Annotated in this window: 14 protein-coding genes and 1 tRNA gene; 7 read left to right on the top strand and 8 right to left on the bottom strand. The window is 72.9% G+C overall.

Going from position 1 to position 14,684, the window contains the following annotated elements; genetic code table 11:
* The first annotated feature begins 46 nt into the window (after window positions 1-46).
* From ACZ7MX_RS15755 to ACZ7MX_RS15730, 6 genes are all read left to right on the top strand, one after another.
* Window positions 47-979 (top strand): ABC transporter ATP-binding protein, encoded by a 933-nt coding sequence (locus ACZ7MX_RS15755; RefSeq protein ID WP_472132333.1) that lies wholly within the window; start codon window positions 47-49, stop codon window positions 977-979.
* A complete protein-coding gene (locus ACZ7MX_RS15750) occupies window positions 976-1,965 on the top strand; it encodes an ABC-2 transporter permease (protein WP_472132331.1) in 990 nt (329 codons plus the stop codon). Before ACZ7MX_RS15755 ends, ACZ7MX_RS15750 begins: the two co-directional genes overlap by 4 nt.
* Window positions 1,966-2,113: 148 nt before the next feature.
* Window positions 2,114-2,509: a GntR family transcriptional regulator gene (locus tag ACZ7MX_RS15745; RefSeq protein ID WP_362139942.1), complete on the top strand. Its 396-nt coding sequence runs from the start codon at window positions 2,114-2,116 to the stop codon at window positions 2,507-2,509.
* A gap of 135 nt (window positions 2,510-2,644) precedes the next feature.
* Window positions 2,645-3,430, top strand: a complete 786-nt coding sequence (locus ACZ7MX_RS15740; protein ID WP_472132329.1) for a MerR family transcriptional regulator — start codon at window positions 2,645-2,647, stop codon at window positions 3,428-3,430.
* Between the two features lie 92 nt (window positions 3,431-3,522).
* On the top strand, window positions 3,523-4,791 hold the full coding sequence (locus ACZ7MX_RS15735) for a glycosyltransferase (RefSeq protein WP_472132327.1): 1,269 nt from the start codon (window positions 3,523-3,525) through the stop codon (window positions 4,789-4,791).
* 154 nt (window positions 4,792-4,945) lie between these two features.
* Window positions 4,946-5,476 (top strand): murein hydrolase activator EnvC family protein, encoded by a 531-nt coding sequence (locus ACZ7MX_RS15730; RefSeq protein WP_472132325.1) that lies wholly within the window; start codon window positions 4,946-4,948, stop codon window positions 5,474-5,476.
* A gap of 325 nt (window positions 5,477-5,801) precedes the next feature.
* Here ACZ7MX_RS15730 and ACZ7MX_RS15725 read toward each other — a convergent pair.
* The 7 genes from ACZ7MX_RS15725 to galU form a co-directional block, all read right to left on the bottom strand.
* Window positions 5,802-5,874: transfer RNA gene (locus tag ACZ7MX_RS15725), tRNA-Ala, on the bottom strand.
* A gap of 91 nt (window positions 5,875-5,965) precedes the next feature.
* The gene (gene sepX / locus ACZ7MX_RS15720) at window positions 5,966-7,021 is read right to left on the bottom strand and encodes a divisome protein SepX/GlpR (RefSeq protein ID WP_472132323.1); all 1,056 of its coding nucleotides are present in this window, start codon (window positions 7,019-7,021) and stop codon (window positions 5,966-5,968) included.
* A 151-nt stretch (window positions 7,022-7,172) separates the two neighbouring features.
* Window positions 7,173-7,799 carry a GNAT family N-acetyltransferase gene (locus tag ACZ7MX_RS15715; protein WP_472132321.1) on the bottom strand — a complete coding sequence of 209 codons (627 nt, stop codon included), beginning with the start codon at window positions 7,797-7,799 and terminating at the stop codon, window positions 7,173-7,175.
* A 14-nt stretch (window positions 7,800-7,813) separates the two neighbouring features.
* On the bottom strand, window positions 7,814-8,317 hold the full coding sequence (locus ACZ7MX_RS15710; protein ID WP_472132319.1) for a MogA/MoaB family molybdenum cofactor biosynthesis protein: 504 nt from the start codon (window positions 8,315-8,317) through the stop codon (window positions 7,814-7,816).
* Complete coding sequence (gene moaC / locus ACZ7MX_RS15705) at window positions 8,314-8,796, bottom strand: cyclic pyranopterin monophosphate synthase MoaC (RefSeq protein WP_472132317.1); 483 nt, start codon at window positions 8,794-8,796, stop codon at window positions 8,314-8,316. Before moaC ends, ACZ7MX_RS15710 begins: the two co-directional genes overlap by 4 nt.
* 87 nt (window positions 8,797-8,883) lie before the next feature.
* A complete protein-coding gene (gene glp, locus ACZ7MX_RS15700) occupies window positions 8,884-10,200 on the bottom strand; it encodes a molybdotransferase-like divisome protein Glp (protein WP_472132315.1) in 1,317 nt (438 codons plus the stop codon).
* Window positions 10,201-10,204: 4 nt separating this feature from the next.
* On the bottom strand, window positions 10,205-11,107 hold the full coding sequence (galU, locus tag ACZ7MX_RS15695; RefSeq protein WP_030413383.1) for a UTP--glucose-1-phosphate uridylyltransferase GalU: 903 nt from the start codon (window positions 11,105-11,107) through the stop codon (window positions 10,205-10,207).
* Between the two features lie 111 nt (window positions 11,108-11,218).
* On the opposite strand from galU, the gene ACZ7MX_RS15690 reads away from it, so the two are divergent.
* Window positions 11,219-11,821: a 5-formyltetrahydrofolate cyclo-ligase gene (locus tag ACZ7MX_RS15690; RefSeq protein ID WP_472132313.1), complete on the top strand. Its 603-nt coding sequence runs from the start codon at window positions 11,219-11,221 to the stop codon at window positions 11,819-11,821.
* Window positions 11,822-11,917: 96 nt separating this feature from the next.
* On the opposite strand, the gene ACZ7MX_RS15685 is transcribed toward ACZ7MX_RS15690, so the two are convergent.
* The gene (locus ACZ7MX_RS15685) at window positions 11,918-14,635 is read right to left on the bottom strand and encodes a penicillin acylase family protein (RefSeq protein ID WP_472132311.1); all 2,718 of its coding nucleotides are present in this window, start codon (window positions 14,633-14,635) and stop codon (window positions 11,918-11,920) included.
* Window positions 14,636-14,684: the final 49 nt, after the last annotated feature.

Here is a 14,684-nt window from a genome sequence, read left to right as displayed (position 1 = left end):
TCCCCATACTCATTCCACTAATCAACTAGCTAAAGGGGGGATCCGGGTGAGCGACGACCCGAGCCCGTGGGCGATCGAGGCCGTAGGTCTGGGGAAGAAGTACCGCCGCGGGTGGGCGCTGCGGGACTGCTCCTTCCGGCTTCCCGCCGGCCGCATCTGCGCCCTCGTCGGTCCGAACGGCGCCGGCAAGAGCACCTTCCTCGGCACCGCGACCCGCCTGGTGACGCCGACCACCGGAACGCTGCGGCTGTTCGGCGTCCCGGTGACCGACCCGGCCGTCATGGCACGGACGGCGTACCTCGCCCAGGACAAGCCGCTCTACGCCCGCTTCACGGTCGCCGAGACCCTGCGGCTCGGCCGGGAGCTGAACCCGCGCTGGGACCAGGCGCTGGCCGAGCGGGTCGTACGGTCCGGCAACGTGCCGCTCACCGCCCGGATCGGCTCCCTCTCCGGCGGCCAGCGCACCCGCGTCGCCTTCGCCCTGGCCTTCGGCAAGCGGCCCGATCTGCTGCTGCTCGACGAGCCGATGGCCGACCTCGACCCGCTGGCCCGGCACGAACTGTCCGGCCTGCTGATGGCCGAGGCCGCCGAGCACGGCACGACCGTGGTGATGTCCTCCCACCTGGTCTCCGAGATGGAGGAGATGTGTGACTACCTCCTGCTGCTCGCCGAGGGCCGGCTGCGGATGGCCGGGCCCACCGACGCGCTGGTACCCGCGCACCTGCTCGTGACCGGGGTGGCGTCCGGCGACGACGGGGTCCCCGAGGAGCTGCGGCAGCGGCACACCGTCGTCGAATCACGGGTCACCGGGCGGCAGTTCAGCGCCCTGATCCGGGCCGGCGGCCCGCTCTCCGACAGCTGGGAGACCCTGGCGCCCAGCATGGAAGAAGTACTCCTGGCCTATCTGCGGTCGCCCGGCGCACCGGACCTGATCGCCGGCGAGGCGCGGCCCGACGCCTCCGGGGAGGTGGCGGCATGACGACCACCACCGCCCCTGCCCCCACCACGGCCGCCCCGGGCCGCGGCCCGCTGCGCGGACTGCCCTGGGTGGTCTGGCGCCGGCACCGCACGTTCCTGCGTGCCGCCCTGCTGCTCACCCTCGTCGGCTGCGCGCTCTTCGTCTACCAGCGCATGGGCGTCATGGACTTCCTGCACGGCAAGGGCGTCCCGCCGGGCGGCGACGAGAAGCTGATGACCGACTTCCAGAACCGCTTCGGCGCGGACTTCGCGCGCGACATGGAGTACCTGCAGTACGTGCCGCTGGTCGTCGGCGTCTTCCTCGGCGCACCCCTGATCGCGAGCGAGCAGGAACACGGCACCCTCAAGCTGGTCACGACCCAGTCGGTCAGCCGCAGCCGCTGGCTCGCCGCCACGCTCGGCCTGCCGCTGGCCCTCGCCGTGGGCTGCTCCGCCCTGCTGTCGGCCGTCTTCACCTGGGTGTGGACGCCGGTCCACGGCCTGGCCGTGAGCGGGGACTGGCTCACCGGGGGCGCCTTCGAGGCCACCGGCCCGGTGCCTGCCGCCCGGACCCTCTTCCTGGCCTCCTGCGGTATCGCCCTGGGCATGCTGATCAAGCGGGTGGTTCCGGCCATGGCCGCCACCGCCTTCGTCGCTCTGGCCACCTCCGTGGTGTGGGACAAATTCCGGGGCCAGCTCGGCGCCGTCCGCAGCGTCACCTCTCCCTACGACGGCGACGGGCCGACCATGCCGTTCGACGCCGCCCGGTTCGACGACTGGGTCGCCACCGCCGACGGCAAGCTCTACGGCTTCGGCACCTGCGTCAGCACCGACAGCGCGGCCGACCGCGCCTGCCGGGCCAAGCTGGGCATCGTCCACCGCGTGATCCAGTACTTCGACTACGACCAGATGGCCGGGATGCAGTGGCTCGGCGCGGCCCTCCTGGTGACGCTGGCCGCCCTGGTGCTGGCGTTCGTGGTCTGGCGCACCCGGAGGCGGCCGCTCTGAACGGCGCGACCCGGCGCCGCGCCACGGGTGGCGCTTTGACACCCTTCACGGGCGGGCCGATCATCAAGCGGTCGGACCGTACGGCCCCGGCGCCGCCCGGGAGGCGCGCGGGGGCGGTCCCGGCGGCACGGGGGAAAGCAGCAGAGAGGTGGTGAGCGCCGTGGAATTCCGCATCGACCGCCGCAGCGGCGTCGCCACCTACCTCCAGATCGTCCAGCAGGTCCAGCAGGCGCTGCGGCTGGGCATCCTCGTCGAGGGCGACCGGCTGCCGACCGCCGCGCAGGTCGCCGCGACGACCAAGGTCAACCCCAACACGACGCTGAAGGCCTACCGCGAGCTGGAGCGCGAGGGCCTGGTCGAACCGCGCCCCGGCCTCGGCACCTTCGTCAGCCGTACGCTCGCCCGCCCCACCACCGCGGCGGACGCCCTGCTGCGCGAGGAACTGCGCGCCTGGATGGAGCGGGCCCGTACCGAGGGGCTGGCCCGGGAGGACGTCCAGGCGCTGATGAACTCCCTGCTGGAGGAGCGGTATCCGAACGGCTGAGCCGGGCCGGGCCCACCGCGGTGGACCGGGCCGGCCGCGGCGGACCGGGCCCAGAGCCGGCCACCCGCTTGACCCTCACGTCACGTCAGGCCGCACCCTGAAGCGGTACGGCCCCACGGGACGAAAGGCGCTGCGATGAGCTACTCGGTCGGTCAGGTCTCCGGCTTCGCCGGGATCACGGTGCGCACCCTGCACCACTACGACAAGACCGGTCTGCTCTGCCCCAGCGACCGCAGCCCCGCCGGCTACCGCCAATACAGCGACGCCGACCTCGCCCGGCTGCAGCAGATCCTCTTCTACCGGGAGCTCGGCTTCCCGCTGGAGGAGATCGCCGCCATCCTGGCGGACCCCCAGGCCAACGCCCTCGACCACCTCCGCGCCCGGCACCGGCTCCTCAACGAGCAGATCGGCAAGCTGCGGCGGCTGGTCGAGGTCGCCGAGCGGGCCATGGAGGTGCAGCAGACCGGGGTCGAGCTGACGCCGCAGGAGCGGTTCGAGGTCTTCGGCGAGGTGGCCTTCGACCTCACCTACGCCACCCAGGCCCATCTGAAGTGGCAGCACAGCGAGGGCCACCAGCGCTCCATGGCGCGGGCCGCCGCGCACTCCAAGGACGACTGGGCCACGCTCATGGCCGAGGCCGCCGACTGGCGCCGGCGGCTGCTCGCCGCCTTCGACGCCGAGGAGCCCGCGGACGGCGAGCGCGCCATGGACCTCGCGGAGGAACAGCGGCAGCACATCAGCCGCTGGTTCACCCCGTGCCCCACCGATATGCACGGCCGGATCGCCGATGACTTCGCCGCCGACCCCCGCGCGTTCGCGCTGATCGTCCCGCCCACCGAACAGCGCCCCGGCCTCGCCGCCTACCTGCGCACCGCCGTCCACGCCAACGCCGTACGCCACCCGGACGGCGACGGCTCGTGAGCCGCTGCGGCTGCTGAGTCCCGCCGCGCGCCGAGAGCCGCACTCGCACCCCGTACCTCTCGCCCCTTACACCTCCCGAAGGCTGCCCACCCATGCCCAAAATCCTCCTCACCGCCGCCGGGTCGTACGGCGACGTCGCCCCCTACACCGGCGTCGGCGCCCGGCTCCGCGCGGCCGGCCACGACGTCACACTCGCCACCCACGACGCCTACGAGCCCCTCGTCCGCGCCGCGGGCCTTACGTTCCGCCGGCTGCCCGCCGACCCGCGCGGCCGGCGCCCGGCCGACGGCACCGCACCGCCGGAGGGTGCCCCGCCCGGCCGCCGCGCGCTGATGCGCCGGGCCGCCGCCTTCATCGAGGAACTGGGCGGGGGCATGGCCGACGCCGCCGACGACGGCACCGAGCTCCTGCTGCTCTCCGCCACCACCGCACCGCTCGGCCACCACCTCGCCGAGGCGCACGGCATCCCGTCGCTGGGCCTGTTCCTGGTCCCGCAGGCCCCCACCGGCGACTTCGCCCCCGTCGTCAGCGGCGGCCGCAGCCTGGGCCGCCGGGGCAACCGCGCCCTGGGCCGCCTCTCCCTCCGCGTCATCGACCGCCTCTACGCCGGCGCCTCCCGCACCCTGCGCGCCCGTCTCGGCCTGCCGCCCAGCACGTCCGCCACGGTCCGGCGCCGCGCCGAAGCGGCCGGCTGGCCGGTCCTGCACGGCTTCAGCGAGACCCTCCTCCCCCGCCCCACCGACTGGCGCGCCGGCCTCGACGTGGTCGGCAACTGGTGGCCCTGGCACGCCCCGGACGCCCAACTCCCGCTGGCGGTAAGGGACTTCATCGCCGCCGGCCCGCCGCCGGTCTTCCTCGGCTTCGGCAGCATGGCGGGGGGCGAGGGCGAACGCCTGGGCGAGCTGGCGGTACGGGCCCTGCGGCGCGCCGGGGTCCGCGGCATCCTCCAGTCCGGCTGGGCCGGCCTCTCCGCCGCGCACGCACCCGGCGCGGACGACGTCCTCACCATCGGCGAGGTGCCGCACGCCCTGCTCTTCCCGCACATGGCGGCGGTCGTCCACCACTGCGGCGCGGGCACCACCGCGGCCGGACTGCGCGCCGGGGTCCCCACCGTCCCCGTCCCGGTCACCGCCGACCAGCCCTTCTGGGCCGCCCGCCTGGCCGCCTCCGGCGTCGCCACCGCCCCGATCCCCTTCGCGGACCTCACCGGGGAATCCGGCGTCGCCCGCCTGGCCCACGCCCTCACCCAGGCCACCACCGGCCCCGAACGCCTCAGCCGCGCCCGGGCCGCGGCCGCCCGCCTCGCCACGGAGGACGGCGCCGGCGCGGTCGCCGAAACCGTCGACCGCCTCATGGCTTGAGCCACCGGGCGGTCGCCCCTGGAGCAGAACGACGGTAGGCACCACCGCCCGCCGCCTCACCACTCACCGCACCGCGGCGGACTGCCACCCGATCGGAGGCTCGTCGGCCCGTCCCGGGATGCGACCGCCCGCCCGAGGGCGTGGGCTCGCAAGTATGACCACGTTCCGCAAAGGCACCCCGCTTCGCAGAGCGCTCCTCCGTGCCGCCCTGCTGGCGGCCGCGGCCCCCGCCGTCACCGTGACGGGGGCCCAGGTCGCCCTCGCCGCCCCCGCCGGCAACTGGACCCACCCGGTCGCCGCCCACTACCGCATCAGCGCGCCCTACGGCGTGCCCGGTGCCTGGCAGGCCGGCCACCACACCGGCGTCGACCTCGCGGTCCGCTCCGGGGCCAAGGTCAGGTCCGTCGGGCCCGGCACCGTCGTCCTCGCCCGGCGCTCGGGCGCGTACGGCAAGGCCGTCACGGTCCGGATGCGGGACGGCCACTACACGCTCTTCGGGCACCTCTCCCGGATCTCCGTCCACCCCGGCCAGCACGTCCGCGCCCGCACCCGCCTCGGCTACGCCGGCGCCACCGGCCGGGCCACCGGCCCCCACCTCCACTTCGAGGTCCGCACCCGCCGCCACTACGGCTCCGACATCAACCCCCTCGCCTACCTGGCCCGCCACGGCATCCGGCTGATGTGACGTCCGGCACCACGACCATGACCACCACGACCACGCACGCACGAACGCCCCCTGCGCAAGGCGCAGTTCGCCGTGCAAGAATCCCGCCCGATCGAACCGGCCGGGCGGGATGCAGCAGTGCGCTGCCACACTTCGCCGCCGTACAGCGTGACGTGTCCGGAGACCGGCTGTGCCAACAGGCCTACAACATTGGCCCGTCGTGGGAGGCGGCCCGCGACCGGGAAACGACGCTGACCCCTGCGGCACTTCGCTGCGCCACGACGCGAAAAAGCCCCCACCGAATCATCCCGGAGGGGGCTTTACTGCGCTTGCTACCACGCTGCGGTGGACCTGAGGGGATTCGAACCCCTGACCCCCTCGTTGCGAACGAGGTGCGCTACCAGCTGCGCCACAGGCCCTTGCGACGAGTGAAACTCTAGCATCTCGGCCGCGGTGCTCGGAAATCGCTTCCGGTGCTGGTCAGCGAAGCGGCGACCGGTGTGGCGCGGGTCACTCGTTGGCGGCGCGGGGGCGGTCCTCGTCCTCGTACTGGTCGAAGAGCGGGGTGCGGCCGCGGGTGCGGCGGCCGGGGGTGCGGCGGTCCTGCTGGGGGGCTTCGGGCTGCGGGCGTTCGGCGGCGGCGCTGGAGCGGGCGGAGCTCCAGGCGTCCTCGGCGTCGAGGTCGACGTGGCTGGTGGCACGCGGGGCGACCGGGGCCGTGACGTAGGTGGGGAGCGGGACCGGGACGGGGTCCCAGCTGCCGGCGGCGGGGCGCGGGCGCTCGCGTTCGCGCTGCTGGTCGACCCACTCGGCGTGGTCGGTCTCCTCGACGACGGCGCGGCGGCCGGCGGTGGGGGACGGACGGGACGGGGCCGCCGGGCGGATCTCCGGGGCGGCGTCGGCCGGGTGGTCGGCGCGGGCGTCGGCCGGGTGCTCGGTGCGGGCATCGGCGGCCGGCTGGTCGCCGGTCTGGCGGGGGCGGCGGCCCTCGCGCAGGCGCTGGGCCGCGGCCTCCGCGCGGCGCTGGTCCATGGTGAAGGTGAAGCGGCGGCGCTCCTGGGCGCGCAGGTAAATGATGTACGCGGTCAGGAGGAGGGCGGGGATGGCGGGCGCCCAGAGGAAGGCGGTGCCGCCGACGGCCGCGACGATGGCGCCGGTGGTGAAGGTGAGGAACAGGATGGTGATGGTGCGCCGGCGGCGGGCGAGGACCTTGGCGCGCTTGGTCCGCTCGGCGAGCGAGGGCCGCGGCGGGGCGGGCTGCACGCGGGTGGGCGGCGCCTCGGTCTCCTCGGCGGGAACGGGGTCGGCGAAGGGCCCGGCGGCGGCCTCGTCGGCCGGTTCGTCCGGGTCCACGTCGTCGTCCGCCTCGTCGGCGGGGTACTCCCCGCGCGCCTTGTCGTAGCGGCGCTGCATGGCCGCACGTCCGGACAGCAGCCGGATGGCGGTGCTGAAGCGCTCGGTCGGACGGGCCTCGTTGAGCTCATCCTGTCTACGGAGCCACATCGGCACCAAGTAGGCGGCCCAGGCCCCGACGATGACTGCGTAGATGAGGCCGCTGCTTCTCACAACTCACACGGTAGAGGGGTTTGCAGGGGGCCATCCGCCAATTGGGCCGGTGTGTCGCACGATCTGGCTGATATCTCGAACTTTTTTGTGATGGTAGAGATCCGCACCCACCCCAATCCGGCCAATTGGGGATTGCATTCGAACGTTTATTTCATTTATGAGGCATGCCGGGGGCGGTGCCGGGCCTGCTGGGATTCTCCCGGCGCCAGCGGCTGAGCAGGCCCTCCGGGACTTCTTCCGCGGTGAGGGCGTAAACCGCGTGGTCGCGCCAGGCGCCGTCGATGTGGAGGTAGCGCGGGCGGAGACCTTCCTCGCGAAAACCGAGCTTTTCCACCACCCGCCGGCTCGGGGAGTTCTCCGGGCGAATGCAGACCTCGATGCGGTGCAGTCCGACGCTGCGGAAGCAGTGGTCGACGGCGAGCGCGACGGCGGTCGGGATGACACCGCGGCCGGCGACTTCCTGGTCGACCCAGTAGCCGATATGGCCGGAGCACATCGAGCCCCAGGTGATGCCGGCGACGGTGAGTTGTCCGACGAGGCGGCCCTGGAATTCCACGACGAACGGGAGCATCCGGCCGGCGTGCGCCTCCGCGCGCAGATGGCGGACCATCTGGCGGTAGGTGGGCCGGTGCGGCGGGACGAGACCGGGCGGGGGCGGCGGAATGGTGGCTTCCCAGGGCCGCAGCCAGTCACGGTTACGGCGGTTGACCTCGCGCCAGGCCCGCTGGTCGCGCAGCTTTATCGGGCGGAGGGTGATCTCACCGTCCGTCAGGACCACGGGCCAGGGCGCGTTCAGCTCGGGCTCCCGGAGGGTCTGGGGTGGTCGCCGCCGCGGATCTGGTCGACGGCGTGCGGCAGCAGCTCGGCCAGGACGGCCAGGCCGTCGCGGACCCCGCCGGAGGAGCCGGGGAGGTTGACGATCAGGGTCGTGCCGGCGACGCCGGCGCGACCGCGGGAGAGCGCCGCGGTGGGGACCTTGTCGCGGCCAGCGGCGCGGATCGCCTCGGGGATGCCGGGGACCTCGTAGTCCAGCACCCGGGCGGTGGCCTCGGGGGTGCGGTCGGTGGGTGAGATGCCGGTGCCGCCGGTGGTGAGGACGACGGCGTACCGCGACGAGTCGACGGCCCGGCGCAGGGCGGCCTCGACCGGGTCGCCGTCGGGGACGACCTCGGGTCCGTCGACCTCGAAGCCCATGGCGGTCAGGCCCTCGGCGAGCAGGGGTCCGCCCTTGTCCTCGTAGACGCCGGCGGCGGCGCGGTTGGAGGCGGTGACGACCAGGGCGCGGGCGGGGGTCATGACCGGGTCCAGTCGCCGGACTTGCCGCCGGTCTTCTCCTCGACGCGGATGTCGGAGATCACCGCGGCCTTGTCGACCGCCTTGATCATGTCCACGACGGTGAGGGCGGCCACGGAGACGGCGGTGAGCGCCTCCATCTCCACGCCGGTGCGGTCGGTGGTCTTGACGGTGGCGGTGATCTCCACGGCCTCGTCGGTGACCGAGAGGTCCACCTTCACCCCGGAGACGGCCAGCGGGTGGCAGAGCGGGATCAGCTCGGGGGTGCGCTTGGCGCCCATGATCCCGGCGATCCGGGCGGTGGCCAGGGCATCGCCCTTGGGCATGCCCTCACCCCGCAGCAACGCGATGACCTGCGGCGACACCAGCACCCGGCCGCGGGCGCGGGCGGTGCGGGCGGTGACGTCCTTGGCCGAGACGTCGACCATGCGGGCCGCGCCCGCCGCGTCGAGGTGGGTGAGGTGTTGCTGGCCGCTGCTCATCGTTCTCCCGGTCAAAACTGCCGCCTGTGGGACGACACCGTACCTCCGGTGGCCGCGGAGCACCCGGTACGGGTTTTCGGGGGCCGGTTATCCGAGCGGGACGACGTCCACGTCGGCGCCCTCGGGGACCTCGGTGGTGTCCTCGGGGACGACGATCAGCGCGTTGGCGTGCGCCATGGCCTTGATCAGGTGGGAGCCGGCGCCGCCGACCGGGGTGACGGTGCCGGCGTCGGCGTCGTAGGAGCCGCGCAGGAACTGCCGCTTGCCCTTGGGCGAGGAGGCGAGGGCGGTGGTGCAGCGGGCCGTGGTGGTCGGGCGGTGGACGTCCGGCAGGCCCATCAGGGCGCGGATGACCGGGCGGACGAACAGCTCGAAGGAGACGTAACTGCTGACGGGGTTGCCGGGCAGGGCCAGCAGCGGGATGTCGTCGGGGCCGATGAGGCCGAAGCCCTGGGGCTTGCCGGGCTGCATGGCGAGCTTGCGGAACTCGACCTTCCCCTCGTCCGCGGAGAGGCCGGCCAGGGTCTCCTTGACCACGTCGTACGCGCCGACGCTGACGCCGCCGCTGGTGACGAGGACGTCGGCCCGGATGAGCTGGTCCTCCAGGGTGGCGCGCAGGGTCTCGGCGTCGTCGGCGACCGCGCCGACGCGGTAGGCGAGGGCGCCGGCGGCGCGGGCCGCGGCGGTGAGCTGGAAGCTGTTGGAGTCGTGGATCTGGCCGGGGCCCAACGCCTCGCCGGGCTGGACGAGTTCGCTGCCGGTGGACACCACCACGACGCGGGGGCGCGGGCGGACCCGTACCGTGCCGCGGCCGAGGGCGGCGAGCAGGCCGATCTGGGAGGGGCCGAGGAGGGTGCCGGCGCGCAGTGCGAGCTCTCCTTGGGTGACGTCGCTGCCGCGGGTGCGGATGTGGGCGCCGGCCGGGGCCGGGCGGTGGACGCGGACCTCGCCGCCGGCGCCCTCGGGGGCGGCGCTGTGGGCCTCCATCGTGGCGGCCGGGCCTGCTCCGGCGCCGCCGTCGGTCCATTCGACGGGGACGACGGCCTCGGCGCCGGGCGGGAGGGGGGCGCCGGTCATGATGCGGGCGGCCTGGCCGGGGCCGACCTCGGGGAGCTCGCCGCTGCCGGCCGCGACGTCGCCGATGACGGTCAGGGTGACCGGGGCGGCCTCGGTGGCCGGCGCGACGTCGGCGGCGCGGACCGCGTAGCCGTCCATGGAGCTGTTGTCGAAGGGCGGCAGGGGGACGGTGACGGTGACGTCCTCGACCAGGACGCAGCCCTGGGCGTCGAGGAGCTGCAGCTCGATCGGGTCCAGCGGGTCGATCTTCGACAGGACGTCGTCGAGGTGCTCGGCCACCGACCAGACGCGGTCCGGGTGGCTGGTCTGGCCGGTGGCGGGGTTCAACGTCCTACATCTCCTCGGTGACGTAACTGCGAAGCCAGGTCCGGAAGTCGGGGCCCAGGTCTTCACGTTCGCATGCGAGTCTGACAATGGCACGCAGATAGTCGCCACGGTCACCGGTGTCATAGCGCCGGCCCTTGAAGACGACGCCGTGCACCGGGCCGCCGAGCGACGGGTCGGCGGCGAGCGCCTGGAGGGCGTCGGTGAGCTGGATCTCGCCGCCGCGGCCGGGGTCGGTCTTGCGCAGCACCTCGAAGACGGCCGGGTCGAGGACGTAGCGGCCGATGATCGCGAGGTTGCTGGGGGCCTCGGCCGGGTCGGGCTTCTCGACCAGGTCGGAGACGGTGACCACGTCGTCGTCGCCGGTGGGGGCGGCGGCCGCGCAGCCGTAGAGGTGGATCTGGGCCGGGTCGACCTCCATGAGGGCGATGACCGAGCCGCCGTGCTGTTCCTGCACCTCGACCATGCGGGCCAGCAGGGGGTCGCGGGGGTCGATGAGGTCGTCACCGAGGAGCACGGCGAAGGGCTGGTCGCCGACGTGGGGCGCGGCGCACAGCACCGCGTGGCCGAGGCCCTTGGGGTCGCCCTGGCGGACGTAGTGCATGGTCGCCAGGTCGCTGGATTCCTGGACCTTGGCGAGCCGGGACTCGTCGCCCTTGCGGTGCAGGGCCTCTTCGAGTTCGTAGTTGCGGTCGAAGTGGTCCTCAAGGGGGCGCTTGTTGCGGCCGGTGACCATCAGGACGTCGGAGAGCCCGGCGGCGGCCGCCTCCTCCACCACGTACTGGATGGCGGGCTTGTCGACGACCGGGAGCATCTCCTTGGGTGTGGCCTTCGTGGCGGGGAGAAACCTGGTGCCGAGGCCGGCTGCCGGAATGACAGCCTTGCTGATCCGTGTGTGCGATGGAGTCATGCGCGACACCATAACCGGCCCTTTCGGAACGATGATGAGGGTCCGGTGAATAGAGCATGAGAGCGGGAGCAAGGGCACACAGTGAGCAAGCAGCACGATAGGAAACGAAGGTTGCGGCGGGATCTCCAGGAGGTAAGGAGATCATTGCCGCCGGATGTCCTCGCGGCGGCGGGCGAGGCACTGGCCCGACGGACCCTGGAACTGGAGGAGTTGGCCCCGTTCCTGGCCCCGTCGACGGCGGACGAGGGGGCCGCCCGCCGGCCGACGGTGGCGGCGTACGTGTCGATGGGCTCGGAGCCGCCCACCGGGGCCCTGCTGGACCGGCTGCGGGAGGCGGGGGTGCGGGTGCTGCTGCCGGTGCTGATGCCGGACAACGATCTCGACTGGGCGCCGTACGAGGGTGCCGACCGCCTGGTGCCGGCGGGCTGGGGGCTGCACGAACCGGCCGGTGAGCGGCTGGGCCCGCAGGCGGTCACGCAGGCGGACGTGGTGCTGCTGCCGGGCCTGGCGGTGGACCGCGACGGGGTGCGGCTGGGCCGCGGCGGCGGCTCGTACGACCGGGTGCTGGAGCGGCTGGACCGGGCCGGGGCCCCGGCGCACCTGGTGGTGCTGCTCTTCGACGCGGAGGTGCGGGACGAGGTGCCGGCCGAGCCGCACGACCGGCGGGTGCACGCCGCGGTGACCCCGTCGGGGGTCCACCGGTTCCGGCACTGAGCCCGCCGGACCGGGGGCCCGAACGCCGACGGGCGGGCCGGAGACCGTCCCGTGGGAGATCTCCGGCCCGCCCGTCGGCTCGTGACGGCCGCGGCCTTACGGCGACAGCGTCAGGGTGTCCTTGCCGGCCTGCTTGACGGCGTCCTCGCTGTACGCCCAGGGCAGCAGCTCGCCCTTGGCCCACTTGTCGGTCTGGTCGTAATAGTGGGCCTCGTAGGCGTGGCCGGAGGCGCCGGTGAGGTTGATCCAGCGGGACTTGTCGAGGTCGGCGAGGTTGACGACCATCCGCATGGACGGGACCCAGGTGACCTTGTAGCCGCCGGCCGCGTTCCAGCCGGTGGCGTCGACCGCGGCCTCACCGCCGCCGAGGTTCCACGGGCCGCGGTTGAACAGGCCCTGCAGCATCCCGGGACCGTCGGTGCCCAGGGTCTGGTTCTTCAGGAACATCTGGTGCAGCCGGCCCCAGGTCCAGTTGTCGATGTTCTTGCCCAGTTTGGAGGTCAGCTCGTAGCGGGCGTCCTTCATGGCGTGCGCGAGGAGCTGGTCGCGGTTCTTGTCGCCGGGGCGGCCGGGCCGGTCCTCGGTCTTCCACCAGGCGTTGCCGGGGTCGTCGAGGAGGTTGCGGACGACCTCGTACCAGCGGTCGCCGCCGTCGGGCTGGGCGGTGTCGCCGGCCCGCTCGCCGCATTCGCGGACGTAGGTGTCGTTCTCGTCGGCGGGGCCGGTCTCGTCGGCCGGGCGGACGGTGAGGCACTGGCCCTCGGGACGCAGTTCCTTGGGCATCTTGTTGCCGAAGGCGAGCTTGAGGGTGTTGCGCCAGACGGCGTTGAAGTAGGCGGCCGCGGCGGAGTCGGGCTCCTGGGTGAAGTCCCAGCCCTCCAGCAGCTGCTGGGCGTCGCGGACGTACTTGTCCTTGATGTCGATCTTCGTCAGGTAGGGCGTCAGCAGCCGGGCGATCTCACTGCTGTTGTCCTTCTGGAAGGCCTGCATGTCGTCGGTGGAGACCTTGCCGCCGTCCTTGATCTTCGACTCGATCAGGTCGTTGATCCGCTGGCTGCGCGAACCGTAGCCCCAGTCCTTGGTGATCAGGTACGGGTACTTCTCGTCGGTGACGGCCTGGTTGGCGGTGACGATGTAGCCGCGCCCGGGGTTGTACTCGTACGGCAGGGCGGCCTGCGGGATGTAGTTCTTCCACTGGTAGCGCGCGTCCCAGCCGGGCGCCGGGTAGGTGCCGTCGAAGTGGCCGTCGCCCTTGCCGCGGACCGGGATCCGGCCGGGTGCCTGGTAGCCGATGTTGCCCTTGGTGTCGGCGTAGACCAGGTTCTGCGAGGGCACCTCGAAGTGCGCGGCGGCCTTGCGGAAGCCGGTCCAGTCCTGGGCGCGGTTGAGCTCGAAGACGGCGTCCATGGAGCGGCCGGGGTCGAGCGCGGTCCAGCGGAGCGAGACGGCGTAGCCGTCGCCGCGGTCCGGGGCGGCGTTGCCGACGGGGGCGTCCTTGCCGACGTTGCCGAGTTCGTCGTCGCGGTCGGAGACGATCGGGCCGTTGTTGGTGGCGCGGACGGTGATCTGGTGGCTCTCGCCGCCGGCGACCTTGATGGTCTCCTTGCGCGTGCGGAACGGCCGCTGCTTGTCGTCGTAGAGGTAGCCGTCGGCGTTGACCTTCTCCAGATAGAGGTCGGTGACGTCGGCGCCGAGGTTGGTCATGCCCCAGGAGATGTCCTGGTTGTGGCCGATGACGACGCCGGGCATCCCGGCGAAGGTGAAGCCGGAGACGTCGTAGCCGCACTTGGGGCCGGTGTTACGGCAGTGCAGGCCCATCTGGTACCAGAGCGAGGGCATCTGCGGTGCCAGGTGCGGGTCGTTGGCGAGCAGCGGCTTGCCGGTGGTGGTGTGCGCGCCGGAGACGACCCAGGAGTTGGAGCCGATGCCGTTGCCGTTGGGGCCGAGCAGCGCCGGGACCTCGTTCACCGTCTTGGACAGCGAGGACAGCTGGGACCGGAGTCCGTTGACGGCGCCGCCGGCCGGGGTGGCGTTGGCCGAGCCCTTGGGCGTGAACTTCTTGGTGGCCGGGTCGACCGCGCCGCCGTCCACGATCGGCTTGTTCCGCTTGTACGGGTATGCCGGGTAGAGCTCGTTGATCTGCTGCTGGTTGAAGCGGCTGGTCATCAGGGACCGGTCGATCTCCTCCTGCATGTTGCCGCGCAGGTCCCAGGCCATCGCCTTGAGCCAGGCCACCGAGTCGGCCGGCGTCCACTTCTCGGGCTTGTAGTCGTTCTCGAAGTCCAGCGCCGCGTACTCCAGGGAGAGCGCCGAGCCCTCGTGGTCCTTGAGGTAGGCGTTGACGCCGGCGGAGTACGCCTGGAGGTACTTCTTGGTGCTGGGCGAGAGCTTGGTGTCGTACTCCTGCTGCGCGACCCGGTGCCAGCCCAGCGTGCGCAGGAACTCATCGGTCTTGACCTGGCTCTTGCCGAACATCTCGGACAGCCGGCCGGCGGTCATGTGGCGCCGGACGTCCATCTCCCAGAAGCGGTCCTGGGCCTGGACGTAGCCCTGGGCGCGGAAGAGGTCCTCGTCGGTGTCGGCGTAGATCTGTGGGATGCCGTTGGCGTCGCGGACGACGTCCACCGGGTCGGCCAGGCCCGGGAGTTTGAGCGAGCCGGTGGTCTGCGGGAACGAGGCCCGTACGGTGCTGACTCCCCAGAACGCGCCGAAGCCGATGCCCGCCACGAGCAGCAGCACGACCGTGATGGCGACGAGGCGGCCGCGCCGCCCCTTCTTCTTCCTGGGGACTGGGCCGGACTTGTTGGCGGGCATCTCTGTCCTTCGAGGGGCAGGGTGGGAGTGCTGGAGCAACCATAGGCGC

The organism is Streptomyces sp. NPDC107765, from assembly GCF_055657085.1.
This window is presented reverse-complemented; position numbering and strand designations above follow the sequence as displayed.